This window comes from Vibrio sp. R12-SG2-ISO1 (assembly GCF_059834045.1).
In genome coordinates this window covers 53,691-79,462 of record NZ_JCBDGO010000027.1, presented here as the reverse complement: position 1 = coordinate 79,462, position 25,772 = coordinate 53,691, and the positions used below count along the sequence as shown (strand labels likewise).

Here is a 25,772-nt window from a genome sequence, read left to right as displayed (position 1 = left end):
GAAAATGGTGGGTCGTGCAGGATTCGAACCTGCGACCAATTGATTAAAAGTCAACTGCTCTACCAACTGAGCTAACGACCCATATCTTCATTAAAGAAGATTTTCTTTCTTGTTTAGGCAAGGCAGATTGTAAGGCCGTGTACATCAGTACACAACGCGCAATCTAACGCAGCATAAACGAGAAAGATGGTATCCCGTAGGGGAGTCGAACCCCTGTTACCGCCGTGAAAGGGCGGTGTCCTAGGCCTCTAGACGAACGGGACACTGGATTGAAGAGTTTGGGAACTCTTCTTCTCTTAAACTTTATAAACCATCAATCTGTGTGGACACTCATAACGATAATCATCGTATAAGGAGGTGATCCAGCGCCAGGTTCCCCTAGCGCTACCTTGTTACGACTTCACCCCAGTCATGAACCACAAAGTGGTGAGCGTCCTCCCCGAAAGGTTAAACTACCCACTTCTTTTGCAGCCCACTCCCATGGTGTGACGGGCGGTGTGTACAAGGCCCGGGAACGTATTCACCGTGGCATTCTGATCCACGATTACTAGCGATTCCGACTTCATGGAGTCGAGTTGCAGACTCCAATCCGGACTACGACGCACTTTTTGGGATTCGCTTACTCTCGCAAGTTCGCCGCCCTCTGTATGCGCCATTGTAGCACGTGTGTAGCCCTACTCGTAAGGGCCATGATGACTTGACGTCGTCCCCACCTTCCTCCGGTTTATCACCGGCAGTCTCCCTGGAGTTCCCACCCGAAGTGCTGGCAAACAAGGATAAGGGTTGCGCTCGTTGCGGGACTTAACCCAACATTTCACAACACGAGCTGACGACAGCCATGCAGCACCTGTCTCAGAGTTCCCGAAGGCACCAATCCATCTCTGGAAAGTTCTCTGGATGTCAAGAGTAGGTAAGGTTCTTCGCGTTGCATCGAATTAAACCACATGCTCCACCGCTTGTGCGGGCCCCCGTCAATTCATTTGAGTTTTAATCTTGCGACCGTACTCCCCAGGCGGTCTACTTAACGCGTTAGCTCCGAAAGCCACGGCTCAAGGCCACAACCTCCAAGTAGACATCGTTTACGGCGTGGACTACCAGGGTATCTAATCCTGTTTGCTCCCCACGCTTTCGCATCTGAGTGTCAGTATCTGTCCAGGGGGCCGCCTTCGCCACCGGTATTCCTTCAGATCTCTACGCATTTCACCGCTACACCTGAAATTCTACCCCCCTCTACAGTACTCTAGTCTGCCAGTTTCAAATGCAATTCCGAGGTTGAGCCCCGGGCTTTCACATCTGACTTAACAAACCACCTGCATGCGCTTTACGCCCAGTAATTCCGATTAACGCTCGCACCCTCCGTATTACCGCGGCTGCTGGCACGGAGTTAGCCGGTGCTTCTTCTGCAGCTAACGTCAAATGAGTGCGCTATTAACACACCCACCTTCCTCACTGCTGAAAGTACTTTACAACCCGAAGGCCTTCTTCATACACGCGGCATGGCTGCATCAGGCTTGCGCCCATTGTGCAATATTCCCCACTGCTGCCTCCCGTAGGAGTCTGGACCGTGTCTCAGTTCCAGTGTGGCTGATCATCCTCTCAGACCAGCTAGGGATCGTCGCCTTGGTGAGCCCTTACCTCACCAACTAGCTAATCCCACCTGGGCATATCCTGACGCGAGAGGCCCGAAGGTCCCCCTCTTTGAGCCGAAGCTATTATGCGGTATTAGCCATCGTTTCCAATGGTTATCCCCCACATCAGGGCAATTTCCCAGGCATTACTCACCCGTCCGCCGCTCGACGCCCTTAACGTTCCCCGAAGGTTCAGTTAAGTCGTTTCCGCTCGACTTGCATGTGTTAGGCCTGCCGCCAGCGTTCAATCTGAGCCATGATCAAACTCTTCAATTTAAAGTTTTGTTCGGCTCAATGAATACTGATAAGTTCCTAGTGACTAGAAGCTAGTTCCTAGAAAACTTGAATTGACTGTGCTCTTATTGGTTTTCACTTTTGAAAAAGTAAAACAAAACAGCTCAAGGCTGCTTCCCAATTCGAATGGTCACTCAGTTCATTGAAACCTAATTTGAAACCGCTCTTTATTAAGAGAAATTTCTAATTGGATTATCATCAACGAGTGCCCACACAGATTGATAGGTTTATATTGTTAAAGAGCTAGGTGCTTCTCACTTGCCGTTAGGCTCACTCGAAACGGACGGCCATTTTAGCGATTTAAGTTTTAGTGTCAACCACTTTTTTCAAACTTTTCTCAGCAATTTTTGCTGGGCTTTTAGACCTGCTGTTACGGTGAGTATCCTTAATGGAGCCTTGCCGTGTCAGCGAGGGGGCATTATAGATATCCGATGATACTTGGCAACCCCTTTTTCAAAAAAAATGGCATTTTTTTGCCATTCGATTAAAACATCACCTCAAAGCGTTATAAGTGAGCGTTTGCTTTACATATTTTTAAACTTTTCACCAAATAAGCGCACTTTTTCCCAGTTGGTGTATTCCACCTCTTTGGTTGTATCGGTTTCACCGCCTGTCATCGACATAATGAACTTAATCATAGTTTTATCGAACCAATTGTAACGTGGGTAACGCAGCGCCCCGGCAAAAACACCTATCAGACTGGGTTGCCAAGCCGATTTGCTGAGGAAGGTTTTGATGTACGCACTCCCTTCTGGGGTGTCCTTTCCTTGCGCTTCTTTTCTCGCGGTCAGATTGACACAAATAAATGCTGCTTTGTGCTGCTGCAGTTGATCGAGGTTTCGCTCAATAAAACGATACAGTTGCTTATTTAAGTGGCCATAACGAATAGAGGCCCCGACCAGCACGCGCTCATAGGGGGCAAAGTCGACCTGATCAACAAGGTGGAGGTCGATGATGTCGCACTCCATGTCCAATTGTTGTTGCAGGGTGTGGAGAATTTTTTTGGTCTGCCCTTCACGGGAAGAATAGAGAAACAGCGCTTTTGACATGGACTTCCTTTAACTTTTCCAAAAGGTAGGGGTCAGCAGAATCAATAGAGTGAACACTTCGAGACGCCCAAACAGCATAGAGACGATCAACACCCATTTGGCTTTATCATTTACATCGCCGAAGTGGAGCGCCACTTCGCCAAGACCCGGGCCTAAGTTGTTGAGCGTGGCGGCCACTGCGGAGAAGGCACTCAACTCATCCATGCCAGTCGCAATAAGACCCAGCATGCAAACCACAAAGACCAATGCGTAGGCAGAGAAAAATCCCCACACGGCATCGACGACTCGTTGTGATAGAGCACTTCCGCCGACTTTAATGGTGTACACCGCTCTTGGGTGAACCAGACGTTTGAGCTCTCGCACGCCTTGTAGTGTTAATAGCAGGATACGGATCACCTTCATCCCACCACCGGTCGAACCGGCGCAACCACCAATAAAAGAGGAGAACAGCAATAGGACGGGAAGAAACAGCGGCCACTCTGAAAATCCTGTGGTGGTAAAGCCTGCTGTTGTCGAAATCGAAACCGTCTGGAACAGCGCTTGGTCAAACGCATCGTATTTTGAGTCGTAAGAGTGATGATTCAATAACACGAGGAAACAGATGATAAAGAGCAGCGCTTGAATAAAGAGGAATGCGCGAAACTCGGGATCTTTCCAATAATATTTAGGGTGCACACCGCCAGAAGCAAAGGCGGCAAAGTGAAGTGAGTAGTTACAGGCAGAAATCAACAAGAACACCACAGTGATCATATTGATGGCGTAGCTATCGAAATACCCCATACTGGCGTCATGAGTAGAGAAGCCCCCGATCGCGATAGTCGAAAAGCTGTGGCTGATCGCATCGAATGGCGTCATGCCGGCCAACCAGAACGCAAGTGCACACGCGATCGTCAAACTGAGATAGATATACCAAAGCGCTTTCGCGGTTTCTGCAATCCTCGGCGTCATCTTGGTATCTTTAACTGGACCTGGGATCTCCGCGCGATAAAGCTGCATACCACCGATACCCAGCACGGGTAATATCGCCACCGCGAGCACGATGATCCCCATGCCACCAAACCATTGCAGTATCTGACGATAAAAAAGGATCGCTTTTGGTAACTCATCCAGCCCAACAATGACGGTGGCCCCTGTCGTGGTCAGCGCAGAGAATGATTCAAAAAACGCATCGGTCACCGACACATTGGGGTAATCCGCCGCTAAAAAAGGCAGCGCCCCTGCACTGCCCAGTACCGTCCAAAATAGCACCACAATCAGAAAGCCATCACGCGCTTTCAATTCATGTTTATGACGACGATTCGGAAACCAACACACTGCGCCACAGGCAAGCAAAACAAAAAAGGTGGAGACAAAGGGCACGCCCGCACCATCTCGATAGATGAGTGCGACTAAAGCAGGCGCCAGCATGGTGACGCTAAATAGGGCCAGCAGTAGGCCGACGATGCGAATAATTGAACGAAATTGCATACAGAGACGACTATTGAAGCTTGGCTTCAGACTTCCTAATTATCATTGTTTTCCATCGAAAGAGGTGATGTTAGCTTTGGCGCCACTTTTATTGATGACCGCCTGGGTAAACACAGCGGCATCCCTCCGCTCTATCTCTACCACCAGCACGACATGATCGCTGTACTCGGCCGATACTTCCACGGCATTGAATTGCGGTAGCATCGCCTGCGCAATAGGCAGGAAGCCATAGTCTAACTCCAGTCGCAAGTTTGTGGTGATTTTTTTCTCAATTGTTTGAAGCAACTTAAGCGCTTGCCCCACACCGCCACCATAGGCTTTGACCAAGCCTCCCGTCCCCAGCTTGATGCCACCTGAGTAACGGATGACGACCGCCGTCACTTCACCGACGCCCGATCCGGATAATTGAGCCAAGATGGGTTTGCCCGCTGTCCCCGATGGCTCACCATCATCACTGAATCCCCACAGCATGGAATTTTCCGGTCGCCCTGCGACAAAACCCCAACAATGGTGCCGAGCTCTGGGGTGCGCCCGTCTCACTTGTTCGATAAACGCCTTGGCACTGTCGATACTTGGTGTGTGGGCGAGCTGGGTGATAAAGACGCTCTTCTTTATCTCTTCTTCAAACACCGCAGGCAGCAAGGGAATTAAATAAGGGTGATCATTCATGGGCATAGCAAGTCTTGGCAAACTGGCGTGAGTCTAACATGAGAGCGGTTTGCGCGTCGTCTAAGATTTGTTCAAGCGCACAATGTTAAACACTTGTTTGAAAAATGTATTGAATTTGTCCAATGAGCGATCCACACTAAGTTCTCTGGTCTAACCAGAGCAATAAATATAACAACTTTCCTAGTTAATCTTGCGTGGTCCATAACGACCGGTTCGCGAGATCAACACGCAATCCACGATTGTATGTCATGGAGATAGACAATGATTTACCAAGCCGACACCCTACAGGTAAAGGAATTAAACGACGGGTTAGCTGAACTCTGTTTCTGCTCTCCACAATCCGTTAACAAACTCGATCTCGCCACACTCGAGTCTCTCGATAAGGCGCTCGATGCCCTCGCTCAACATTCAGGTCTTAAAGGTCTGCTGCTGACTTCAGACAAAGACGCGTTCATTGTTGGCGCCGACATCACCGAATTCTTAGGTTTGTTTGCCAAACCAGAAGCAGAGCTCGATACGTGGCTCCAATTCGCCAACAGCATCTTCAATAAGCTTGAAGATCTCCCAGTGCCGACCGTCTCTGTGGTCAAAGGCCACACCTTAGGTGGCGGTTGTGAGTGTGTACTCGCTACCGACATGCGCATTGGCGATAAAACCACTAGCATCGGCCTACCTGAGACCAAACTGGGCATCATGCCAGGCTTTGGTGGCTGTGTTCGCCTACCGCGCGTGATCGGCGCAGACAGCGCGATGGAAGTGATCACTCAAGGCAAAGCCTGCCGTGCAGACGAAGCACTCGCGATCGGATTGTTGGACGCCGTCGTCGACTCTGAGACACTTTACGACTCTGCGCTGAGCACGCTCACCCTAGCCGTCAATGAGAAAATCGACTGGCAAGCTCGCCGTAAACAAAAAACCTCCGCGCTGACGCTCAGCAAGCTCGAATCTATGATGAGCTTTACCATGGCCAAAGGGTTAGTCGCCCAGAAAGCAGGCCCACACTACCCGGCGCCGATGACGGCGGTCAAGACCATCGAACAAGGCGCAGGTTTTGCGCGCGATGAAGCGCTGGCCATTGAACGTAAACACTTTATTACGTTGGCAAAATCCGAGGAAGCGAAGGCGTTAGTTGGCCTGTTCTTGAACGATCAATACATCAAAGGGATTGCCAAGAAAGCAGAAAAATCGGCCGACAAAGCCACGGCGCGAGCTGCGGTACTTGGCGCAGGCATCATGGGCGGCGGTATTGCCTACCAATCCGCCCTCAAAGGGGTACCGGTGCTAATGAAAGACATTGCTCAGCCATCACTGGATCTGGGCATGACCGAAGCCTCTAAGCTACTCAACAAGCAGCTTGAACGTGGCCGTATTGATGGCTTCAAAATGGCGGGCATCCTTGCTTCCATCACACCAAGCTTGCACTACGCGGGCATTGAGCAAGCCGATGTTGTCGTCGAAGCTGTGGTTGAAAACCCGAAAGTCAAAGCCGCCGTGCTAAGTGAAGTTGAGCAGCAGGTGAGCGAAGATACGGTGATCACCTCGAACACATCGACTATTCCAATCAACTTGCTGGCGAAGTCGCTGTCTCGCCCAGACAAATTCTGTGGTATGCACTTCTTTAACCCAGTACACCGCATGCCATTGGTCGAGATCATCCGTGGTGAACACACCTCAGACGACACCATCAACCGCGTGGTCGCCTATGCGGCTAAAATGGGCAAATCCCCGATCGTCGTCAATGACTGCCCGGGATTTTTCGTCAACCGTGTGCTCTTCCCTTACTTTGGCGGCTTTAGCTTGCTACTGCGTGATGGGGCCGATTTCACCCAAGTCGATAAAGTCATGGAGCGTCAATTTGGTTGGCCGATGGGCCCTGCTTACTTGCTCGATGTGGTCGGTATTGATACGGCACATCATGCTCAAGCCGTCATGGCGCAAGGCTTCCCAGAGCGTATGGGTAAATCAGATCGTGATGCGATTGATGCGCTGTTTGATGCAAACAAGTACGGCCAGAAAAACGGCAGTGGCTTCTATAGCTACAGCGTCGATAGAAAAGGCAAACCGAAGAAAACCTTCAGTGATGATGTGTTACCGCTGCTCGCTGAAGTGACGCAATCGTCGCAAGCGTTTGATGACCAAACCATTATTCAACGCATGATGATTCCAATGATCAACGAAGTGGTGCTGTGTCTTGAAGAGGGCATCATCGCCTCTCCTCAAGAAGCGGACATGGCGCTGGTTTATGGTCTTGGCTTCCCTCCGTTCCGTGGTGGGGTGTTCCGTTATCTCGATAGTGTGGGCATTGCTGAGTTTGTCGCAATGGCGCAGCAATACTCGGATCTGGGTGCGATGTACCAGGTGCCAAAACTGCTCAAAACCATGGCTGAAAAAGGCGAGACCTTCTATGGCCAACAGCAGCAAAGTTCTATCTAAGGAGATTTCAGCATGACTACCCACACCAGAAACGTCGTCGTTGTCGATTGTCTACGTACTCCGATGGGACGTTCAAAAGGCGGCGCATTCCGCCATACGCGTGCAGAAGATTTATCGGCACATTTAATGAAAGGCATCTTGGCCCGTAACCCGCAGGTGAACCCAAGCGAGATTGAAGACATCTACTGGGGCTGTGTGCAACAAACCCTTGAGCAAGGCTTCAATATTGCCCGTAACGCTGCGCTCCTCGCAGGGCTGCCGATTGAGATTGGTGCCGTGACGGTTAACCGTCTGTGCGGCTCCTCAATGCAAGCGCTGCACGATGGCACGCGCGCCATCATAACAGGCGATGCAGAGATCTGCCTGATTGGTGGTGTCGAGCACATGGGGCACGTTCCAATGAATCATGGCGTCGACTTTCACCCAGGCATGTCAAAACACGTAGCGAAAGCGGCGGGTATGATGGGTCTCACCGCGGAGATGCTCGGCAAACTGCACCAGATCAGTCGTGAGCAGCAAGATGCGTTCGCGGCACGTTCGCACGCAAGAGCTCACGCAGCCACGGTCGAAGGCCGTTTTAAGAACGAGATTCTTCCAACCGAAGGTCACGCCGCAGACGGCACACTGTTTACCCTCGACTTTGATGAAGTAATTCGTCCAGAAACCTCGGTCGAAGGTCTGTCTCAGTTGCGCCCCGTGTTTGACCCTGCCAACGGTACCGTCACTGCAGGCACCTCTTCCGCTCTGTCTGATGGCGCCTCTGCCATGTTGATCATGAGTGAGGAGAAAGCCAAAGAGCTTGGTCTCACCATTCGCGCTCGCATCAAAGGTATGGCGATTGCCGGTTGCGATCCTTCCATCATGGGATACGGACCTGTACCTGCAACACAAAAAGCCCTCAAGCGCGCTGGCCTCTCTATTGATGATATGGATGTGGTTGAGCTCAATGAGGCTTTCGCCGCCCAGGCTCTGCCTGTTGCGAAAGATCTCGGCTTACTGGACGTGATGGATGAAAAGGTCAACCTTAATGGCGGCGCTATCGCTCTCGGTCACCCATTAGGCTGCTCAGGTTCACGCATCTCGACCACCTTGATCAATCTTATGGAAGCGCAAGATGCCAAATACGGATTAGCGACCATGTGTATCGGTCTAGGTCAAGGTATCGCAACCGTGTTTGAACGCCCCTAGGGCGAGTCAAATAATGTCAAAAGAGCCGCTTTGCGGCTCTTTTACTATCTATACCTATTACACTAAAGTGTTTTCAGCCCCCACTTTTCGGCGGTCTGTTTGAAAAATCCTTGGGTTTTCTTCAACTCAACCCAGTGATTAATGTAATTGATCCATACTTGGTCATCTTGGGGTAACAGCATCGCGATCGGGGTAGGCTTTCTTGCCTCTTTGACAGGCACAATCGCCAACTGTTGAAACTTCTCGACCAAGGTCGCAGCTTCCACGTTCGAGGTCACCGAGACATCCGCGCGACGCGCCAATAGCTCTTGAAAATCACGAGCGGGCGCTTCAATGACAATGTGCTGCGCAGAAGGGAAAAACGCTTTCACCATTTTTTCCTGCACGGTACCCAATGTGGCCGCCACTTTAACGTCAGGCGAGTCAAAATCAGACCAGTCAGAGAAGCGCTCCAGGTCTTTCTTCTGCACAACCGGAACAAAAGCGAGATAAAAATAGGGCTGACTGTACCCCGCGACCTTAGCGCGAGACATATTGAGCGACGCACTGCCTGTAATGTCATATTTGTTGGCAGTCACGCCATTGACCAAGGTTTTCCAGTCAGTGGCGACAAACTCAACACTGACACCTAGATCTTTAGCTAATTCGGAGGTCACATCGATATCAAACCCTCGATAACTATTGGTCGCCGCGTCTTTCATCGTCATTGGGTTCCAGTCGCCGGTCGTCCCGACACGCAGAACGCCTGAGTCTAAAATCTGATGGAGGCGACTGCCTTGAGCCATCGCTTGCGGGAGCGAAAACAGACTGATGAGCAGTGCGCAGATGATCGATTTCATTTTATCGTCCTTAGTGATTACACGAATTCCACTTTCATTGTTAACATAGCAGTAAGAAACGGATTTTCTAGTCTAAACAAGGTGTAATGTGACCACTAAAGTATGGGTGTTGATCACTACGCTGCTGCTGACTGGCTGCAGTGACTATCAATGGGGATGGTATGTACTCGATCCTACCACCGAGCAAGGCCGAGCAAATGTGCTGTTTTTGATGGGTGGATTTGGTGAGACGGTGCAGATCTCCTTGCTCAGTATGTTGCTCGCGATGAGCCTTGGCTTGATGGTCGCGATGCCTGCCTTATCTAACCTGAGAGTGTTACGTTGGTTTAATCGTCTCTATGTCGAAAGCGTACGCTCAGTCCCGGTGCTCGTTTTGCTGCTGTGGGTCTATTATGGGATGCCTACCTTACTCGATCTTTCCTTAAACCATTTCTGGGCAGGCGTGATAGCCCTGACGATCGCCGAAAGCGCGTTTATGGCGGAAGTCTTTCGCGGTGGTATTCAAGCCATTAGCCGAGGTCAACGCGAAGCCTCTGAATCGTTAGGACTCGGTTACTGGCAGACCATGCGCTTTGTGATATTGCCACAAGCCTTCCGTCAGATTTTGCCGCCACTGGGAAACCAATTTGTCTATATCCTCAAAATGAGTTCGTTGGTTAGTGTCATTGGTCTGAGCGATCTGACCCGCAGAGCGAACGAGCTGGTGGTCACCGAATACTTACCTTTGGAGATTTACACCTTTTTGGTGCTCGAATATCTATTGCTTATCTTATTGGTCTCTCAAGCTGTGCGCTGGCTAGAAAAGCGCATTGCGATTCCAAGCCTATAGATCGAAAAAGCCGCTTCAATGAAGCGGCTTTGAAACTGAGCATCGACAATTATTTTTGCTTCACCGGACGCTGCCAGCCTGTAATCTTGCGCTCTTTAGCGCGAGTGATGACTAACTCACCTTGTGCAACGTCTTTCGTCAACGTCGTGCCTGCACCTATAGTCGCGCCATCAGCAATCGTTACAGGTGCCACCAGCTGGCTGTCTGAGCCAACAAACACGTCGTTGCCGATGATGGTTTTGAACTTGTTTGCGCCATCGTAGTTACACGTAATCGTACCCGCGCCAATGTTGGTGCGCTCACCAATCTCAGCATCGCCAAGATAAGTGAGGTGGTTGGCTTTTGAACCCTGACCAAGACGCGCGTTTTTCACTTCAACAAAGTTACCAACGTGGGCATCTTTCTTCAGCTCTGCGCCAGGGCGAAGACGAGTAAATGGCCCAACGGTACACTCTTCACCGACCGTAGCACCTTCAATCACGCTGTATGGGCGCACAATGGTGTTGTCGTCGATTTCGCAATCTTTGAGCACACACCCAGCGCCAATCACTACGTTATCGCCAAGAGAGACGCTACCTTCAATCACAACATTGACGTCAATCTCACAGTCCATACCGCATTGCAGCTCACCACGCAAATCAAAACGTGCTGGGTCACGCAGCATCACGCCTTGTTCAAGCAGCTTGCGAGCTTGCATGGATTGGAAGGCACGTTCTAAGCGCGCCAACTGATTGCGATCGTTGACCCCTTCCACTTCAATAGGGTTGACTGGGTGAACCGCCTCGACAGCACGTCCTTCGTCGTGCGCGGCCGCAATCACGTCGGTGAGGTAATATTCACCTTGCGCGTTTTGGTTGTTGAGGCCTGATAACCAGCGCTTAAGATCGCCGCCTGTCGCGACCATCACACCTGTGTTGATCTCTTTGATTTGACGCTGCTCTTCGGTGGCATCTTTTTGTTCAACGATCGCCACAACAGGGCCATTCTTACGGACGATACGGCCGTAGCCTGTTGGGTTGTCTAATACAACGGTCAAGAGCGCGATACCGCCGGTAGGCTGCGCATCCAACAGGCTCTCAATGGTCTCTTCGGAGATCAAAGGCACGTCGCCGTACAACACCAGGATCTTTTCATCATCTTGAAACTGATCCGATGCTTGATCCACCGCATGACCTGTCCCCAATTGATCCGCTTGCAATACCCAGTTCACCGACTCTTGGCTCAGTTCAGCTTGCATTTGATCGCCACCGTGGCCATAGACGAGGTGGATGTTTTGCGCGCCGAGCCCAGAGCAAGTATCAATCACGTGCTTCACCATGGGTTTACCCGCTAGGGTATGCAGTACCTTTGGCTTGTTAGAGTACATGCGAGTCCCTTTGCCCGCCGCGAGAATCACCGCGCTAAACTTCATGAAATTACCTATAGATGTTGTCATAAAAACTTGAGGGGTATTCTAGACACTAATCGACGATTAGTTAATGAAATCGGAAAATTTTCCGTTAAAAATTAAGCAGCCACCGGCCTTCTCGCCACCTAAGTTGGCTCACTCATGGCGCTCTGCTCGGTTGGCGAAACTGTTTCACTCGGAGAAAATAGGTTTCTATAAATAAACAAAAGCCCCGAGCGAACTCGAGGCTTTATCTAGCGATTCAACGCACAATCATACTAGCGACGGCTGCTGCGTCTCACGAGCTCAATGACTTTCAATTGAGCGACCGCTTTCGCCAGCTCAGCCGCAGCTTTCGCATAATCAACGTCACCGTGAGGTAGGTTGATCAGCTCTTCTGCACGCTGTTTTGCTTCTTCCGCTTTTGCTTTGTCTAGGTCTTCACCTCGAACAGCGGTATCCGCCAAGATGGTGACATCGTGAGCCTGTACTTCAAGAATACCGCCCGAAAGGTAAATAATTTCTTCCTTACCTTTCTTTGTTACGATGCGAACCATACCAGGACGAATCAGCGTCAACAACGGAGTATGACCCGCTAAAACACCGAGATCACCCTCTTCACCTGAAACTTGAATGCTGCGAGCATAGCCAGAGAAAATACGCTCTTCGGCACTCACAACGTCTAGGTTAAAGGTCACTGATGCAGTCATAACGCCTCCTTAAAGTCTTCGCTTACATCTTCTTCGCGTTTTCTAGAGCGTCGTCGATGCTTCCGCAGTACATAAATGCCTGCTCAGGAATATCATCATACTCACCAGAAAGAAGACCTTTAAAGCCACGAAGTGTCTCTGTAAGAGGTACGTATACACCCGGGTCACCCGTGAAGACTTCCGCTACGTGGTAAGGCTGAGTCAAGAAACGCTCAATCTTACGTGCACGAGATACGACTTGCTTATCTTCTTCAGATAGCTCGTCCATACCTAGGATAGCGATGATGTCTTTCAGCTCTTTGTAGCGCTGAAGTGTCTGCTGAACGCCACGAGCGATGTCGTAGTGCTCTTGACCAACGACCAACGGGTCAAGCTGACGAGACGTTGAGTCAAGTGGGTCGATCGCTGGGTATAGACCCATAGCTGCGATGTTACGGTTAAGTACAACCGTTGCATCCAAGTGCGCGAACGTGGTGGCTGGAGACGGGTCAGTCAAGTCATCCGCTGGTACGTATACCGCCTGTACAGACGTGATAGAACCCGCTTTTGTTGACGTGATACGCTCCTGAAGTACACCCATCTCTTCTGCAAGAGTTGGCTGGTAACCTACCGCTGAAGGCATACGACCTAGCAGTGCAGATACTTCCGTACCGGCAAGCGTGTAACGGTAGATGTTATCAACGAACAGTAGAACGTCACGGCCTTCGTCACGGAAACGCTCAGCCATCGTTAGACCTGTCAGTGCAACACGTAGACGGTTGCCTGGTGGCTCGTTCATCTGACCGTAAACCATCGCAACCTTTGATTCTTCAGGTTTTTCGATGTTTACTACGCCCGCTTCCTGCATTTCGTAGTAGAAGTCGTTACCCTCACGAGTACGCTCACCTACACCCGCAAATACAGAAAGACCAGAGTGTTGTAGTGCGATGTTGTTGATAAGTTCCATCATGTTAACGGTCTTACCTACACCTGCACCACCGAATAGACCGATTTTACCACCCTTAGCGAATGGACAAACTAGGTCGATTACTTTTACGCCGGTTTCTAGAAGCGCTGTCTCGTTTGATTGCTCTTCGTAGCTTGGCGCTTGACGGTGGATAGAGTAAACCTCTTCTGCACCGATTTCGCCACGCTCGTCAATCGCGTCACCTAGAACGTTCATGATACGACCTAGGGTCTTAGTACCTACTGGTACTGAAATTGGAGCGCCTGTGTTAACCACTTCCACTCCGCGACGTAAACCATCAGAGCTACCCATTACGATACAACGAACTACGCCACCGCCTAGCTGTTGCTGAACTTCAAGAACAAGACGCTCTTTTGAGTCCGTAACGTTTAGAGCGTCGTATACACTTGGTACATCGCTCTGTGGGAACTCTACGTCGACTACCGCACCGATGATCTGTACGATCTTACCTGTAGCCATCGTTAATCCTCTAAATTTAATCTGCCTAAATTACACTGCTGCCGCACCAGAAACGATCTCGGATAGCTCTTGTGTAATCGCCGCTTGACGGGCTTTGTTGTACACAAGCTCTAGTTCATCGATCAAGTTTCCAGCATTGTCAGATGCTGCTTTCATAGCAATCATACGAGCAGCCATTTCGCACGCTAAGTTTTCAACCACAGCCTGGTACACCTGAGACTCGATATAACGAGACATCAAGGTATTGAGCAGAACCTTTTGGTCTGACTCAAACATATAGCTCCACGCATGCTTGAACGACTCATCGTCACTCATGGACTTAGGCAAAGGTATTAATTGATCAATTTTGGGTTGCTGTGTCATTGAGTTCACAAACTCATTGAACACTAGGTACAAGCGATCGATTTCACCCTCTTCATACTTCTTAAGCATGACTTTGATAGAACCGATCAGATCATCTAATGATGGCGTGTCTCCCAAACCTGAGGTTTGAGCGACAATCTTCGCACCTATGCTATTGAAGTAAGATGTGGCTTTTGAACCGATCACTGCCAGCTCAATCTCTACACCTTGATTCGACCAATCGTTCATCTCCTTGACGGCTTGCTTGAACAAGTTAATGTTCAAGCCGCCACAAAGACCACGATCGGTCGATACCACAATATACCCAACGCGCTTAGCGCCACGTTCTACAAGGAATGGATGTTTGTATTCCAAGGTACCGTGCGCTAAATGACCAATGACTTTACGTATTATTTCAGCGTAAGGACGAGGGCCTTCCATTGCATCTTGCGTACGACGCATTTTGGAAGCCGCTACCATTTCCATCGCTTTCGTGATTTTTTGAGTGCTTTTGACACTACCAATCTTGCTACGAATTTCTTTTGTATTGGCCATCGTTACTCTCCGTTAATTACAAAACTTGCTTGTAATTACCAAGTTTGGGTTGCTTTGAAATCATCAACCAAGGCTTTCAGTTGAGCTTCGATTTCATCGTTGTAAGCGCCAGACTTGTCGATCTCAGCTGCAAAATCTGCATGCTGAGCACGAGCATACGATAGTAGAGCACCTTCAAAGTCGAGGACTTTGTTGAGCTCGATATCATCGAGATAGCCACGTTCCGCCGCGAAAATAGACAATGCTTGGTCAAACACTGACATTGGCGCGTACTGCTTCTGCTTCATCAATTCAGTCACTTTCTGACCGTGATTTAGCTGGCGTTTCGTCGCTGCATCAAGATCCGATGAGAACTGAGCAAAGGCTGCCAATTCACGGTATGCCGCCAATGCAGTACGGATACCACCTGACAGTTTCTTGATGATTTTCGTCTGAGCCGAACCACCTACACGAGATACTGAGATACCTGGGTCAACCGCTGGGCGTACACCTGCGTTGAACAGTTCAGTTTGTAGGAAGATCTGACCGTCGGTAATCGAGATTACGTTGGTCGGTACGAATGCCGATACGTCACCCGCTTGAGTTTCGATGATAGGTAGCGCAGTCAAAGAGCCTGTCTTACCTTTCACTTCACCGTTGGTGAAACGCTCTACGTACTCTTCGTTGACTCGCGCAGCGCGCTCTAGTAGACGTGAGTGGAGGTAGAATACGTCACCCGGGAAGGCCTCACGGCCTGGTGGACGTTTTAGGAGTAGAGAGATCTGACGGTAAGCGACCGCTTGCTTCGATAGGTCATCGTAAACAATCAGTGCATCTTCACCGCGGTCACGGAAGTACTCACCCATCGCACAACCTGCGTATGGCGCTAGGTATTGAAGCGCTGCAGATTCAGAAGCTGATGCTACTACCACAATCGTGTTTTGCAGTGCGCCGTGCTCTTCTAGTTTGCGAACCACGTTAGCAATGGTCGATGCTTTCTGACCAATCGCTACGTAGATAGAGAAAATACCCGAGTCTTTCTGGTTGATGATGGCATCGATCGCCATCGCCGTTTTACCAGTCTGACGGTCACCGATGATAAGCTCACGCTGACCACGACCGATTGGGATCATTGAGTCAACAGACTTGTAACCGGTTTGAACAGGCTGATCAACCGACTTACGGTCGATAACACCTGGTGCAATCACTTCAACTGGTGAGCTCAGTTTCGCATCGATAGGACCTTTGCCATCAATTGGTTGACCCAGTGTGTTAACCACACGGCCAAGCAGCTCAGGGCCTACAGGTACTTCAAGGATGCGTCCAGTACCCGTCACTTTCATCCCTTCTTTAAGGTCTGCGTACGGGCCCATCACTACAGCACCAACAGAGTCGCGCTCTAGGTTTAATGCCAATGCAAAACGATCACCTGGAAGCTCGATCATTTCACCTTGCATCACATCTTCAAGACCGTGAATGCGGAGAATACCGTCACTTACAGAGACGATCGTACCCTCATTACGAACTTCAGACACAACATTGAATTTTTCAATGCGCTGTCTAATCAGTTCGCTAATTTCCGTGGAATTAAGTTGCATTGCTCCAATTCCCCTAATTTAAGACTTAATAACGTCTTTAAGACGAGTTAAACGGCTAACGAGTGAGTTATCCAACACAGTATCGCCATCACGGATAACCGCGCCGCCGATCAAGTGCGCATCAACGATACAGTTTAATTTCACTGTGCCACCAAAACGCTGTTCAAGGCCGGCGATAAGCTGCGACTTTTGCGCTTCAGACAATTCAGTAGACGTAGTAACCGTCACCTCTTTCGTGTTTGAAGCCTTGTCTGCCAGTTTCTTGTACTGCTGATAAATATCACTTAACGCTGAGGTGCGACGATTCTCGATGACCACTTTCAAAAAGTTTTGAAAAGGTTCATCAAAGTATTCCCCGCCAACATCAACATACAATTGCACTAGTTGCTCAGGCTGCAAACTCAAAGCAGCGGTCTTTAGCTCTTTCACTGAAGACATCTCTTTGGCAAATGCAAGCATCTGTGACCACTGTTCAATGGCACTGTTATCACTCGCAAAGCCGTATGCAGCCTTAGCATATGGTCGAGCAATAGTTGTCAAATCCGACATACTGATGCCCTCTTGTTATAGTTTTGCTGAAATACTATCAAGGATGTCTTGATGTGCAGCTGGATCAATAGAACGCTCGATCACTTTCTCTGCGCCAAGAATCACCAAGTTCGCCACATCTTTCTTCAGCTCATTGCGCGCACGCAATGTTTCTGCTTCCAGCTCCGCTTTGCCTTGAGAAAGAATATGATCTCGCTCGACAGTAGCTTCGTTACGGGCTTCATCCAAAATCTGAGCTTTACGTTTGTTCGCTTGCTCGATGATTTCTAATGCTTGTTTCTTAGCGTCTTTCAGCTGGTCTGCAGCATTGTGCTTGGCAAGCTCTAACGCTTTGTCCGCACGTGCCGCCGACTCTAGACCTTCAGAGATCTTCTTTTGGCGTTCTTCAATAGCAGCAATTAATGGTGGCCACACGAACTTCATGCAGAACCACACAAAAATTAGAAATGCTATTGCTTGTCCCAGCAGAGTAGCATTGATATTCACAATGACCCTCCTTTACCTATTCTTAGTTTCGAAACATCGAAACGACGTATCATGAATGAATAAGAGAGGTCTATTACAGTGCGAATAGCATGTACATAGAGATACCAACACCGATCATTGGAACCGCATCCAATAGACCCGCGATGATGAACATGTTGGTTTGTAGAACAGGCGCCATTTCAGGCTGGCGAGCAACTGACTCAAGGAACTTACCACCAAGGATCGCAAAACCAAAACCTGTTGCGATAGCACACATGCCTAGTAGTAGACCTACAACCAAATAAATTTCCATAATTATCTCCAAATCAGATTTGATAAAAAAGTTAGGTAAAAATTAATGTGAATCGTTACTTGCCATGCTGAGGTAAACAACGGTCAGCATTGTAAAAATGAAGGCTTGTAAAACAATTACTAATATGTGGAAGATTGCCCAAATGACGTGCGCGACGACACCTAATCCACCCAATACAACACCAGCACCGTAGGTCACAGCGATCAGAATGAAGATCAACTCGCCCGAGTACATGTTGCCGTAAAGACGTAAAGAAAGAGACACCGGCTTAGCCAGCAATGAGACACTTTCCAAAACTAAGTTGAAAGGAATTAACGCTTTATTGTTAATTGGGTGAAGCGTAAATTCTTTCACAAATCCTTTAAATCCTTTGTACTTGATGTAGTAAACCACCGTCAGTACTAGGACACCTAATGCAAGTGCTAGCGTGATGTTTAAGTCAACCGTTGGTACGATCTTAAAGTACTCAAAGCCAGCCGCCCCCATTAGATGAGGAATAAAGTCAACGGGTACTAGATCCATCAAGTTCATGAGGAAAATCCACACAAACAAGGTAAGAGCTAGTGGTGCGACTAATTTATCACGACCATGGAAAGCATCTTTTACAATGGCATCGACTTGCTCTACGACCATTTCGATAAAACATTGCAGCTTACCAGGCGTGCCTGTGGTTGCATTTTTTCCGACACGATAAAACAACCACAAAAATAGTGCACCTAGACCAACAGAGAACAACAATGAATCCCAATGTAAGGTCCAGAACCCAGCGTCGGCACAACCATAGTTGGTTGCTACGCCACCATCAACCACACAAATCTTCGCGTTGGTTAGGTGGTGCTGAATATATTCCTGCGGAGTATCAGCCATGGTTAATCCCATTTTTATGAAAAAATAAAATTGGTGATAACCAGAAGATCAGCAGTGTTAGCTTATAACCTGTAAAGAACGCCCCCGGTTTGAGGAACTCGTTGACAGAAAACACCAACACAAACATCACTATGGTAAACACCAGCTTTAACGCCCATCCCACCATCAGGAAGCCAAGGAGAACTTTCCCATCGGACCCTGGTTTAGGGAAAAACGTAAACAGGGCATAAATGTAATTACCCATCACCGCGATAAAGCCGCCTTTTAAAACAAAGCGAGCCGTTTCAGGGCTGATCATCACATAAGCCAAGCTCCCGATGAGGAGCACAAATATCAGCTGGAGGTGGACGAGTCTAAAAGCAGCTCTTCCTTGCTTGCTTCGATTTGCACTAAACATCAAAAGCACCTGTTTCTGTATCTAACACCGCATTGATCACAATCAATGCATGGTGAAAAAAAGCACGAAAAATTATATATTGCTTAACAAAAAACACAATCTTTGCGAGTTTGATAACTGTTACTTCTAGACCAATCTGTGAGCTAGGAAGCGGAAACGAGCATTTGTAGTTGTTTTAACATCAATTGCAGTTGCTCATTGTCACTAAAGTTGATGACAATCTTACCGTCACCTTTCTTGGCCATTTGCAGCGCGACTTTTGTGTTTAATTGCTCAGACAAATGCTTTAACGACAACTCTGTCGTGTCATCAATTTCTGGTTTTGGCGTGGTTGATTCAACTTCGCCCTGGAGCGTCTTTTTTACTAAGTTTTCTGTTTGACGCACCGTCAGTTTTTTCTTGGCCACGTGATTGGCGAGCGCCACTTGCTGCGTAGCTTCCAACGCCAGTAACGCGCGAGCATGGCCCATCTCAATCAGTTTGGCCGACATCAAAGCTTTCACTTCATCATCTAACTGGTTGAGTCTTAGCAAGTTACTCACGGTGGTGCGTGATTTACCAATCGCATCCGCCACTTGTTGATGAGTCAGTTGAAACTCGTCTTGAAGACGCTCCAACGCTTGGGCTTCTTCAATCGCATTGAGGTCTTCGCGCTGAATATTTTCAATCAATGCCATCGCAACCGCCGCGCGGTCGTCGACATTTTTGACCACACAAGGCACTTGCTTGAGGCCGGCTTTACGCGCCGCACGCCAGCGACGTTCGCCAGCGATGATTTCGAATTTATCCGCCTCAACCTGACGCACAACAATCGGCTGGATAATCCCTTGCGATTCTATCGATGACGCCAACTCTTCGAGCGCTTCAGGCTCCATCTCTTTGCGGGGCTGATACACGCCCGGCTTTAATGCGTTGATACTCAGTTCAGTCAAATGCCCATCGGACGACAACGCTTGGCTATTGAGCGCACTTTGCTGTTTCTCACGCGCCAGTGAGCTGGTCGATAGCAGAGCGTCAAGCCCTTTACCTAAACCACGTTTAGACATAAGACGGAATCCTTCGGTTGATTATGCGGGTACTTCTTCGCGGCGAAGCATTTCTCCAGCAAGGGCAAGGTACGCTTTTGCGCCCGCTGAATACTTGTCGTAATACATGGCAGGCTTGCCATGACTCGGCGCTTCGGCCAAGCGAACATTTCGGGGAATAACAGTGCGGTACACTTTGTTGCCAAAGTGCTTTTTGAGTTGATCGGACACTTCATTCGAGAGACGATTACGCGGGTCATACATGGTGCGTAACAGGCCCTCGATTCTTAGATTTTCGTTGACGACAGCAGCGAGCTTGCTGATCGTATCCATCAATGCCGTTAACCCTTCTAACGCGAAATACTCGCACTGCATCGGAACCAAGACGGAATCAGCTGCAGCCATAGCATTGATTGTAAGAAGGTTTAGCGACGGAGGACAATCGATAAAGATGAAATCATAGTTATCACGAACGGAGGATAATGCGTGCTTGAGACGCACTTCGCGGGCAAACACTTCCATTAATTTGATTTCTGCGGCGGTGACATCACCATTGGCCGCGATCAAATCGTAATTGCCAGACGTCTTACGACAGACCACCTCTTCGAACGGTACGTCTTCAACCAGCAGTTCGTAGGCGGTGGCGTCGACTTGGTATTTGTCGACACCGCTTGCCATGGTTGCGTTTCCTTGTGGGTCGAGGTCAATGACCAACACTTTGCGCTTAGTCGCAGCCATAGACGCGGCTAAGTTGACACAGGTCGTTGTTTTACCAACGCCACCTTTTTGGTTAGCAATCGCTACGATTTTTCCCACAGTGAACCTCGCTATTAATCCTTGCGCGATAAGATTACTAGATGACGCTCACCTTCCAACTCTGGAACATTCAAAGCTTTGATCTCGCTCACAGAACACCAGTCGGGCAATTGTTCAATCTCATCCTGAGGCAATTGACCTTTAAGCGCCAGAAACACGCCTGACTCCGCTTTTGGAAGGTGATGACACCAACTGACCATGTCTACCATAGAAGCGAATGCGCGACTTAGAACAGCGTCAAACTTCTCTTCTGGTTGAAACTCTTCGACGCGACTTTGAATCGGCGTCACGTTTTTGATCCCCAGCTCATGCAGCACTTGTTTGATAAAGCGAATGCGTTTGCCGAGACTGTCGAGCAAATAAAAGGTTTTCTCTGGGTGCATGATCGCCAAAGGGATCCCTGGCAATCCTGGGCCAGTGCCGACATCGATAAAGCGCTCACCGACTAAGTGAGTACTCACAACAATGCTATCCAAGATGTGTTTAACTAACATCTCAAACGGGTCACGCACTGAGGTCAGGTTGTAGGCTTTGTTCCACTTGTCCAGCATTGCCACATAGCCCACCAACTGCTCGCGTTGCGCATCAGAGACCTGCAAGTCAGTGGTCGCAATCAGCGCATCGAGTTTGTCACGTAGTGCGCTCATGCCGCTTCCTCACCTTTTTTCAACATACCGTGCTTTTTCAAATGCACCAACAAAATGGAGATCGCTGCTGGCGTAATACCTGAAATACGCGAGGCAATACCAATCGATTCAGGTTTGGCTTCTGACAGCTTGGCAATCACTTCGTTCGACAAACCTTTCACTTGTCGGTAATCCAAATCGAGCGGCAACTTGGTGTGTTCATGACGCAATGATTTCTCAATCTCGTCTTGCTGACGCTTGATGTAACCTTCGTACTTGACCTGAATCTCTACTTGCTCTGCCGCTTGTTGATCATCCAGCGCAGGCTGGAAGGTATCTAGCGAGGTCAGCTGCTGATAAGTGATTTCAGGGCGACGAAGAAGATCTTCACCGCTTGCTTCTCGTACCAACGGAGTTTTCAGCAGATCGTTCAGCGCATCGATCCCCGCCGATTTCGGGTTGATCCAGATCTCTTGTAGGCGCTGACGCTCTTTTTCCATCTGCTCGATCTTTTGATTGAATCGCGTCCAACGCGCCTCACTCACTAAGCCCAGTTCATGCGCTTTTTCGGTCAAACGCAGATCGGCGTTGTCTTCGCGCAGCAGCAAACGGTACTCGGCGCGCGAGGTAAACATACGGTAAGGCTCTTTCGTGCCCATGGTTGAGAGGTCATCAATCAACACGCCCATGTAGGCTTGGTCGCGTCGCGGGTTCCAACCTTCTTTGCCTTGGCTGTGCAAACTGGCGTTCAAACCGGCCATCAAACCTTGTGCCGCCGCTTCTTCGTAACCGGTGGTACCATTGATCTGGCCCGCAAAGAACAGACCAGAGATAAATTTGGTTTCATAGGTTTGCTTGAGATCGCGTGGGTCGAAGAAATCGTATTCGATTGCGTATCCCGGACGCACGATGTGCGCGTTTTCAAACCCTTTCATTGAACGCACGATTTGTACCTGAACATCGAACGGCAAGCTGGTGGAAATACCATTCGGGTAGAGTTCGTGTGTCGTCAAGCCTTCCGGCTCAATGAAAATCTGGTGGCTGTTCTTATCCGCAAAACGCATCACTTTGTCTTCAATCGACGGACAGTAACGTGGCCCAATCCCTTCAATCACCCCGGCGTACATTGGGCTACGATCGAGGTTGTTGCGGATTACTTCATGGGTGCTCTCGTTGGTGTGGGTGATGTAACACGGGATCTGCGCCGGATGTTGGCGACGATCACCTAAAAACGAGAATACTGGAGTCGGGTTGTCACCGTGTTGCACTTCTAGCTGTGAGAAATCCACACTGCGAGCATCGATGCGCGGAGGCGTACCGGTTTTCAAACGATCAACGCGAAACGGTAATTCACGCAGACGATCCGCAAGCGCGATCGATGGTGGATCCCCAGCTCGGCCACCAGAAGAGCTTTCCATGCCAATGTGGATCTTGCCACCGAGGAATGTCCCGACGGTGAGTACCACTGCTTTGGCGCGAAACTTGAGACCCATTTGAGTCACCACACCGACCGCCACTTCGTTCTCAACAATCAGGTCATCCACCGATTGTTGGAATAGGGTTAGGTTTGGCGCGTTTTCCAACGCATGGCGAACATACGCTTTGTACAAAGCACGATCCGCTTGAGCGCGAGTGGCGCGTACCGCTGGGCCTTTGGAGGCGTTGAGTGTACGAAATTGAATACCTGCGTGGTCGATGGCTTGTGCCATCAAACCGCCCATTGCATCGACCTCTTTGACAAGATGGCCTTTACCGATCCCACCAATGGCAGGGTTACACGACATCTGTCCTAGGGTGTCGATATTGTGCGTCAGCAACAGCGTCTTTTGACCTGTACGTGCAGACGCGAGGGCGGCTTCCGTTCCTGCATGACCGCCACCGACAACGATGACGTCAAAGTTTTCGTGATAAAGCATGAACTGACCTCAGGTATTCAATCAAGCAATAGAAAAGTTAAAAGAGCGTTATTCTACCTTCTTTCCAAGGGAGAGAAAATGCTTTTGACGCTTTTGTCTTAAAGGGCTGACACTCTTATATATATAAGATCTATATATATGATCTTTTATTAGATCTACTATTAGGATCGACGATCTCTGTGGATAACTAAAAAATGATCAACAAGATCATGGATCTTTTTATGATCATATCATGTGATCTTACCTTGATCAGATCGAGGATTTCCTGAGATCAAAATCGATGGTTATACACAGGGGTCGAGAAAGGTAAAAGTTGTTATTTGGATAACTAAAGGAAGATAACGGGATATCATCTTAGTTATCCACAGATGTTTTGATTAAAAAAGCAGCGAACAGTACGAGTGGAAAAGAGAAGGAGAGGTGAACAGCGGCCAATATTGCGCACAATACTGGCCGAGGAGGGGGATCAGAAACGGTCGATATGAGTTTCTAGCCAGGCTTGTGCAGCATCTTCTGGTACGTCATGGCTAAGGACATCAATCGTCACGCACTCCGCGAGCGGCGTGGCACCTATGTCTTCCAATAGGGCGTAGGCATGTTGGCCTGCTGCGCAAAAGGTATCGTAGCTCGAATCACCAATCGCGATCACCGCATAGTTGACGTTCGCCATATTTGGCGGCGTGTTTTGCAGCGCGGCAATGAAGGGCTGAATGTTGTCTGGGTATTCGCCCGCACCGTGGGTTGAAGTGATGATGAGCCAAGTGCCTTGTGCCTCTATCTCATTCAGATCCGGTTGGTTGTGGATTGTGGTTTCAAAGCCTTGTTCAATCAGCAGATCACTGAGGTGATCGCCAACGTATTCGGCTCCGCCTAAGGTACTGCCTGTTATTATGTGGATCATGGGTTTTCCTTACGCCAATAAAAAGCGCGACCGTGTGCCGCGCATTGTGAGTTATTTACCGATACAGAATGAAGAGAAAATTCTGCCTAGTAGGTCATCAGAGCTGAATTCGCCAGTGATCTCATTGAGATGCTGCTGAGCGATACGTAGCTCTTCAGCGAGGATTTCTCCGGCCATGTAGCCTTCAAGTTGCTGCTGACCGATATCGAGGTGCTCAGCCGCTTTGGCGAGTGCATCGAGATGGCGGCGGCGGGCCATAAAGCCACCTTCACTGCTGCCGGAGAAGCCCATACAGGCTTTCAGGTGAGTGCGCAGCGCATCGACACCAGCGCCAGTTTTCGCGGACAAGCGGATCAGCGTCGGTGTGTTCACATGGCAGATCCCAAGTTCCTCGCCAGTTTGATCGGCTTTATTGCGGATCACTGTCATGCCGATGCTGTCGGGCAGACGATCGACAAAATCCGGCCAAATCTCTTTGGGATCGGTGGCGTCGGTGGTGGTGCCATCGACCATAAATAGCACGCGATCCGCTTGGGCAATTTCATCCCAAGCGCGCTCGATACCGATTTTTTCCACTTCATCCGACGCATCACGCAGCCCAGCGGTATCAATAATGTGCAAAGGCATGCCGTCAATGTGGATGTGCTCGCGCAGCACGTCACGCGTTGTGCCTGCAATGTCGGTCACAATCGCAGATTCCTTGCCTGATAGCGCATTGAGTAGGCTGGATTTACCGGCGTTAGGTCGACCAGCGATCACCACTTTCATCCCTTCACGCATGATGGCGCCTTGGTTGGCCTCTTTGCGCACAGCTTCTAGGTTGTCGATGATGGTTTGCAGATCGGCGGCGACTTTACCATCGGCGAGAAAATCGATCTCTTCCTCGGGGAAATCAATCGCGGCTTCAACGTAGATACGCAGATGAATCAGTGACTCGACCAGGGTATTAATTCGGCCCGAGAACGCGCCCTGAAGCGATTGGAGCGCCGATTTAGCCGCTTCTTCTGAGCTCGCATCAATCAAATCGGCGATCGCTTCGGCTTGCGCCAAATCGAGCTTGTCATTTAAAAACGCGCGCTCGGAAAATTCCCCTGGGCGTGCGATGCGAATCCCCGGAATATCGACGATGCGTTTGATCAGCATGTCCATCACGACAGGGCCGCCATGCCCTTGCAGTTCAAGGACATCTTCGCCCGTGAACGAGTGGGGATTGGGGAAATAGAGTGCAATGCCTTGGTCTAGTTGGCTGCCATCTTGGGCCATAAACGGCAAATATTCGGCGTAGCGAGGACGCAGTGATTTGCCGGTCACCGCGATAGCCACTTGCTCGGCAAGCGGGCCTGACACGCGAATGATGCCGACACCGCCTCGGCCTGGGGCGGTGGCTTGGGCTACGATGGTCTCTGTGGTCATAAGATTATCTCTATGGTCAATAAACAGCGAATTAGGCGCTGAATCTGTATGGCGCAATGGTCGTCAGCAAATTGTAAACAGCGCAAAACAA

Annotated in this window: 23 protein-coding genes, 2 tRNA genes and 1 rRNA gene; 3 read left to right on the top strand and 23 right to left on the bottom strand. The window is 49.4% G+C overall.

The genetic code is table 11. From position 1 onward, the window contains the following. Nucleotides 1-5: 5 nt before the first annotated feature. The 6 genes from AC6R10_RS17985 to AC6R10_RS17960 all read right to left on the bottom strand — a co-directional run bounded on the left by AC6R10_RS17985 (nt 6) and on the right by AC6R10_RS17960 (nt 5,107). Nucleotides 6-81: transfer RNA gene (locus AC6R10_RS17985), tRNA-Lys, on the bottom strand. A gap of 106 nt (nt 82-187) precedes the next feature. After that, a tRNA-Glu gene (locus AC6R10_RS17980) sits at nt 188-263 on the bottom strand. Between the two features lie 87 nt (nt 264-350). Continuing rightward, nucleotides 351-1,904 (bottom strand): 16S ribosomal RNA (locus tag AC6R10_RS17975). A 542-nt stretch (nt 1,905-2,446) separates the two neighbouring features. After that, nucleotides 2,447-2,971: a menaquinone-dependent protoporphyrinogen IX dehydrogenase gene (gene hemG / locus AC6R10_RS17970; RefSeq protein ID WP_334555554.1), complete on the bottom strand. Its 525-nt coding sequence runs from the start codon at nt 2,969-2,971 to the stop codon at nt 2,447-2,449. Nucleotides 2,972-2,980: 9 nt separating this feature from the next. Beyond that, nucleotides 2,981-4,438 carry a TrkH family potassium uptake protein gene (locus AC6R10_RS17965; RefSeq protein WP_334555553.1) on the bottom strand — a complete coding sequence of 486 codons (1,458 nt, stop codon included), beginning with the start codon at nt 4,436-4,438 and terminating at the stop codon, nt 2,981-2,983. A gap of 42 nt (nt 4,439-4,480) precedes the next feature. Next, on the bottom strand, nt 4,481-5,107 hold the full coding sequence (locus AC6R10_RS17960; RefSeq protein WP_500673105.1) for a YigZ family protein: 627 nt from the start codon (nt 5,105-5,107) through the stop codon (nt 4,481-4,483). 261 nt (nt 5,108-5,368) lie between these two features. Between AC6R10_RS17960 and fadB the strand changes: the two genes are divergently transcribed. Continuing rightward, a complete protein-coding gene (gene fadB, locus AC6R10_RS17955; protein WP_500673103.1) occupies nt 5,369-7,540 on the top strand; it encodes a fatty acid oxidation complex subunit alpha FadB in 2,172 nt (723 codons plus the stop codon). 12 nt (nt 7,541-7,552) lie between these two features. Beyond that, nucleotides 7,553-8,728, top strand: coding sequence for an acetyl-CoA C-acyltransferase FadA (gene fadA / locus AC6R10_RS17950; protein ID WP_500673102.1), 1,176 nt, complete (start codon nt 7,553-7,555; stop codon nt 8,726-8,728). A 62-nt stretch (nt 8,729-8,790) separates the two neighbouring features. On the opposite strand, the gene AC6R10_RS17945 is transcribed toward fadA, so the two are convergent. Next, complete coding sequence (locus AC6R10_RS17945; protein ID WP_500673104.1) at nt 8,791-9,513, bottom strand: transporter substrate-binding domain-containing protein; 723 nt, start codon at nt 9,511-9,513, stop codon at nt 8,791-8,793. A gap of 142 nt (nt 9,514-9,655) precedes the next feature. On the opposite strand from AC6R10_RS17945, the gene AC6R10_RS17940 reads away from it, so the two are divergent. Then, nucleotides 9,656-10,396, top strand: coding sequence for an amino acid ABC transporter permease (locus AC6R10_RS17940; protein ID WP_500673101.1), 741 nt, complete (start codon nt 9,656-9,658; stop codon nt 10,394-10,396). Nucleotides 10,397-10,445: 49 nt separating this feature from the next. Here the strand turns inward: AC6R10_RS17940 and glmU are convergent, their stop codons facing one another. The 16 genes from glmU to mnmE form a co-directional block, all read right to left on the bottom strand. Next, entirely contained in the window at nt 10,446-11,807 is a 1,362-nt protein-coding gene (glmU, locus tag AC6R10_RS17935) for a bifunctional UDP-N-acetylglucosamine diphosphorylase/glucosamine-1-phosphate N-acetyltransferase GlmU (protein WP_334555546.1), read from the bottom strand. Between the two features lie 254 nt (nt 11,808-12,061). Next, nucleotides 12,062-12,493 carry a F0F1 ATP synthase subunit epsilon gene (locus AC6R10_RS17930; RefSeq protein ID WP_334555545.1) on the bottom strand — a complete coding sequence of 144 codons (432 nt, stop codon included), beginning with the start codon at nt 12,491-12,493 and terminating at the stop codon, nt 12,062-12,064. A gap of 22 nt (nt 12,494-12,515) precedes the next feature. Then, the gene (atpD, locus tag AC6R10_RS17925) at nt 12,516-13,919 is read right to left on the bottom strand and encodes a F0F1 ATP synthase subunit beta (protein WP_334555544.1); all 1,404 of its coding nucleotides are present in this window, start codon (nt 13,917-13,919) and stop codon (nt 12,516-12,518) included. A gap of 30 nt (nt 13,920-13,949) precedes the next feature. Beyond that, nucleotides 13,950-14,816, bottom strand: a complete 867-nt coding sequence (atpG, locus tag AC6R10_RS17920) for a F0F1 ATP synthase subunit gamma (RefSeq protein ID WP_334555543.1) — start codon at nt 14,814-14,816, stop codon at nt 13,950-13,952. A gap of 35 nt (nt 14,817-14,851) precedes the next feature. Next, on the bottom strand, nt 14,852-16,393 hold the full coding sequence (gene atpA, locus AC6R10_RS17915) for a F0F1 ATP synthase subunit alpha (protein WP_334555542.1): 1,542 nt from the start codon (nt 16,391-16,393) through the stop codon (nt 14,852-14,854). Between the two features lie 18 nt (nt 16,394-16,411). Further along, nucleotides 16,412-16,942, bottom strand: a complete 531-nt coding sequence (locus AC6R10_RS17910) for a F0F1 ATP synthase subunit delta (protein WP_334555541.1) — start codon at nt 16,940-16,942, stop codon at nt 16,412-16,414. 15 nt (nt 16,943-16,957) lie between these two features. Further along, nucleotides 16,958-17,428: a F0F1 ATP synthase subunit B gene (gene atpF / locus AC6R10_RS17905; RefSeq protein WP_334555540.1), complete on the bottom strand. Its 471-nt coding sequence runs from the start codon at nt 17,426-17,428 to the stop codon at nt 16,958-16,960. A 73-nt stretch (nt 17,429-17,501) separates the two neighbouring features. Next, nucleotides 17,502-17,720: a F0F1 ATP synthase subunit C gene (gene atpE / locus AC6R10_RS17900; protein ID WP_334555539.1), complete on the bottom strand. Its 219-nt coding sequence runs from the start codon at nt 17,718-17,720 to the stop codon at nt 17,502-17,504. 42 nt (nt 17,721-17,762) lie between these two features. Beyond that, on the bottom strand, nt 17,763-18,587 hold the full coding sequence (atpB, locus tag AC6R10_RS17895; protein WP_334555538.1) for a F0F1 ATP synthase subunit A: 825 nt from the start codon (nt 18,585-18,587) through the stop codon (nt 17,763-17,765). Next, nucleotides 18,580-18,984, bottom strand: a complete 405-nt coding sequence (locus tag AC6R10_RS17890; RefSeq protein ID WP_334555537.1) for an ATP synthase subunit I — start codon at nt 18,982-18,984, stop codon at nt 18,580-18,582. The genes atpB and AC6R10_RS17890 overlap by 8 nt, the downstream gene beginning before the upstream one ends. A 143-nt stretch (nt 18,985-19,127) precedes the next feature. Then, a complete protein-coding gene (locus AC6R10_RS17885; protein WP_500673100.1) occupies nt 19,128-20,030 on the bottom strand; it encodes a ParB/RepB/Spo0J family partition protein in 903 nt (300 codons plus the stop codon). 21 nt (nt 20,031-20,051) lie between these two features. Then, complete coding sequence (locus tag AC6R10_RS17880; protein WP_334555535.1) at nt 20,052-20,825, bottom strand: ParA family protein; 774 nt, start codon at nt 20,823-20,825, stop codon at nt 20,052-20,054. A 14-nt stretch (nt 20,826-20,839) separates the two neighbouring features. Then, nucleotides 20,840-21,472 (bottom strand): 16S rRNA (guanine(527)-N(7))-methyltransferase RsmG, encoded by a 633-nt coding sequence (gene rsmG, locus AC6R10_RS17875; protein ID WP_487902954.1) that lies wholly within the window; start codon nt 21,470-21,472, stop codon nt 20,840-20,842. Further along, a complete protein-coding gene (gene mnmG / locus AC6R10_RS17870; RefSeq protein ID WP_500673099.1) occupies nt 21,469-23,367 on the bottom strand; it encodes a tRNA uridine-5-carboxymethylaminomethyl(34) synthesis enzyme MnmG in 1,899 nt (632 codons plus the stop codon). Before mnmG ends, rsmG begins: the two co-directional genes overlap by 4 nt. Before the next feature lie 466 nt (nt 23,368-23,833). Further along, nucleotides 23,834-24,268, bottom strand: a complete 435-nt coding sequence (gene mioC, locus AC6R10_RS17865) for an FMN-binding protein MioC (protein WP_500626271.1) — start codon at nt 24,266-24,268, stop codon at nt 23,834-23,836. 51 nt (nt 24,269-24,319) lie between these two features. Next, nucleotides 24,320-25,681: a tRNA uridine-5-carboxymethylaminomethyl(34) synthesis GTPase MnmE gene (gene mnmE / locus AC6R10_RS17860; RefSeq protein WP_334555531.1), complete on the bottom strand. Its 1,362-nt coding sequence runs from the start codon at nt 25,679-25,681 to the stop codon at nt 24,320-24,322. Between the last annotated feature and the right edge of the window lie 91 nt (nt 25,682-25,772).

Excerpts from the sequence above, each read along its gene's own strand:
- hemG (WP_334555554.1), bottom strand. The coding sequence starts at position 2,971 with ATGTCAAAAGCGCTGTTTCTCTATTCTTCCCGTGAAGGGCAGACCAAA.
- AC6R10_RS17965 (WP_334555553.1), bottom strand. The coding sequence starts at position 4,438 with ATGCAATTTCGTTCAATTATTCGCATCGTCGGCCTACTGCTGGCCCTA.
- AC6R10_RS17960 (WP_500673105.1), bottom strand. The coding sequence starts at position 5,107 with ATGAATGATCACCCTTATTTAATTCCCTTGCTGCCTGCGGTGTTTGAA.
- fadB (WP_500673103.1), top strand. The coding sequence starts at position 5,369 with ATGATTTACCAAGCCGACACCCTACAGGTAAAGGAATTAAACGACGGG.
- fadA (WP_500673102.1), top strand. The coding sequence starts at position 7,553 with ATGACTACCCACACCAGAAACGTCGTCGTTGTCGATTGTCTACGTACT.
- AC6R10_RS17945 (WP_500673104.1), bottom strand. The coding sequence starts at position 9,513 with ATGGCTCAAGGCAGTCGCCTCCATCAGATTTTAGACTCAGGCGTTCTG.
- glmU (WP_334555546.1), bottom strand. The coding sequence starts at position 11,807 with ATGAAGTTTAGCGCGGTGATTCTCGCGGCGGGCAAAGGGACTCGCATG.
- AC6R10_RS17930 (WP_334555545.1), bottom strand. The coding sequence starts at position 12,493 with ATGACTGCATCAGTGACCTTTAACCTAGACGTTGTGAGTGCCGAAGAG.
- atpD (WP_334555544.1), bottom strand. The coding sequence starts at position 13,919 with ATGGCTACAGGTAAGATCGTACAGATCATCGGTGCGGTAGTCGACGTA.
- atpG (WP_334555543.1), bottom strand. The coding sequence starts at position 14,816 with ATGGCCAATACAAAAGAAATTCGTAGCAAGATTGGTAGTGTCAAAAGC.
- atpA (WP_334555542.1), bottom strand. The coding sequence starts at position 16,393 with ATGCAACTTAATTCCACGGAAATTAGCGAACTGATTAGACAGCGCATT.
- AC6R10_RS17910 (WP_334555541.1), bottom strand. The coding sequence starts at position 16,942 with ATGTCGGATTTGACAACTATTGCTCGACCATATGCTAAGGCTGCATAC.
- atpE (WP_334555539.1), bottom strand. The coding sequence starts at position 17,720 with ATGGAAATTTATTTGGTTGTAGGTCTACTACTAGGCATGTGTGCTATC.
- atpB (WP_334555538.1), bottom strand. The coding sequence starts at position 18,587 with ATGGCTGATACTCCGCAGGAATATATTCAGCACCACCTAACCAACGCG.
- AC6R10_RS17890 (WP_334555537.1), bottom strand. The coding sequence starts at position 18,984 with ATGTTTAGTGCAAATCGAAGCAAGCAAGGAAGAGCTGCTTTTAGACTC.
- AC6R10_RS17885 (WP_500673100.1), bottom strand. The coding sequence starts at position 20,030 with ATGTCTAAACGTGGTTTAGGTAAAGGGCTTGACGCTCTGCTATCGACC.
- rsmG (WP_487902954.1), bottom strand. The coding sequence starts at position 21,472 with ATGAGCGCACTACGTGACAAACTCGATGCGCTGATTGCGACCACTGAC.
- mnmG (WP_500673099.1), bottom strand. The coding sequence starts at position 23,367 with ATGCTTTATCACGAAAACTTTGACGTCATCGTTGTCGGTGGCGGTCAT.
- mioC (WP_500626271.1), bottom strand. The coding sequence starts at position 24,268 with ATGATCCACATAATAACAGGCAGTACCTTAGGCGGAGCCGAATACGTT.
- mnmE (WP_334555531.1), bottom strand. The coding sequence starts at position 25,681 with ATGACCACAGAGACCATCGTAGCCCAAGCCACCGCCCCAGGCCGAGGC.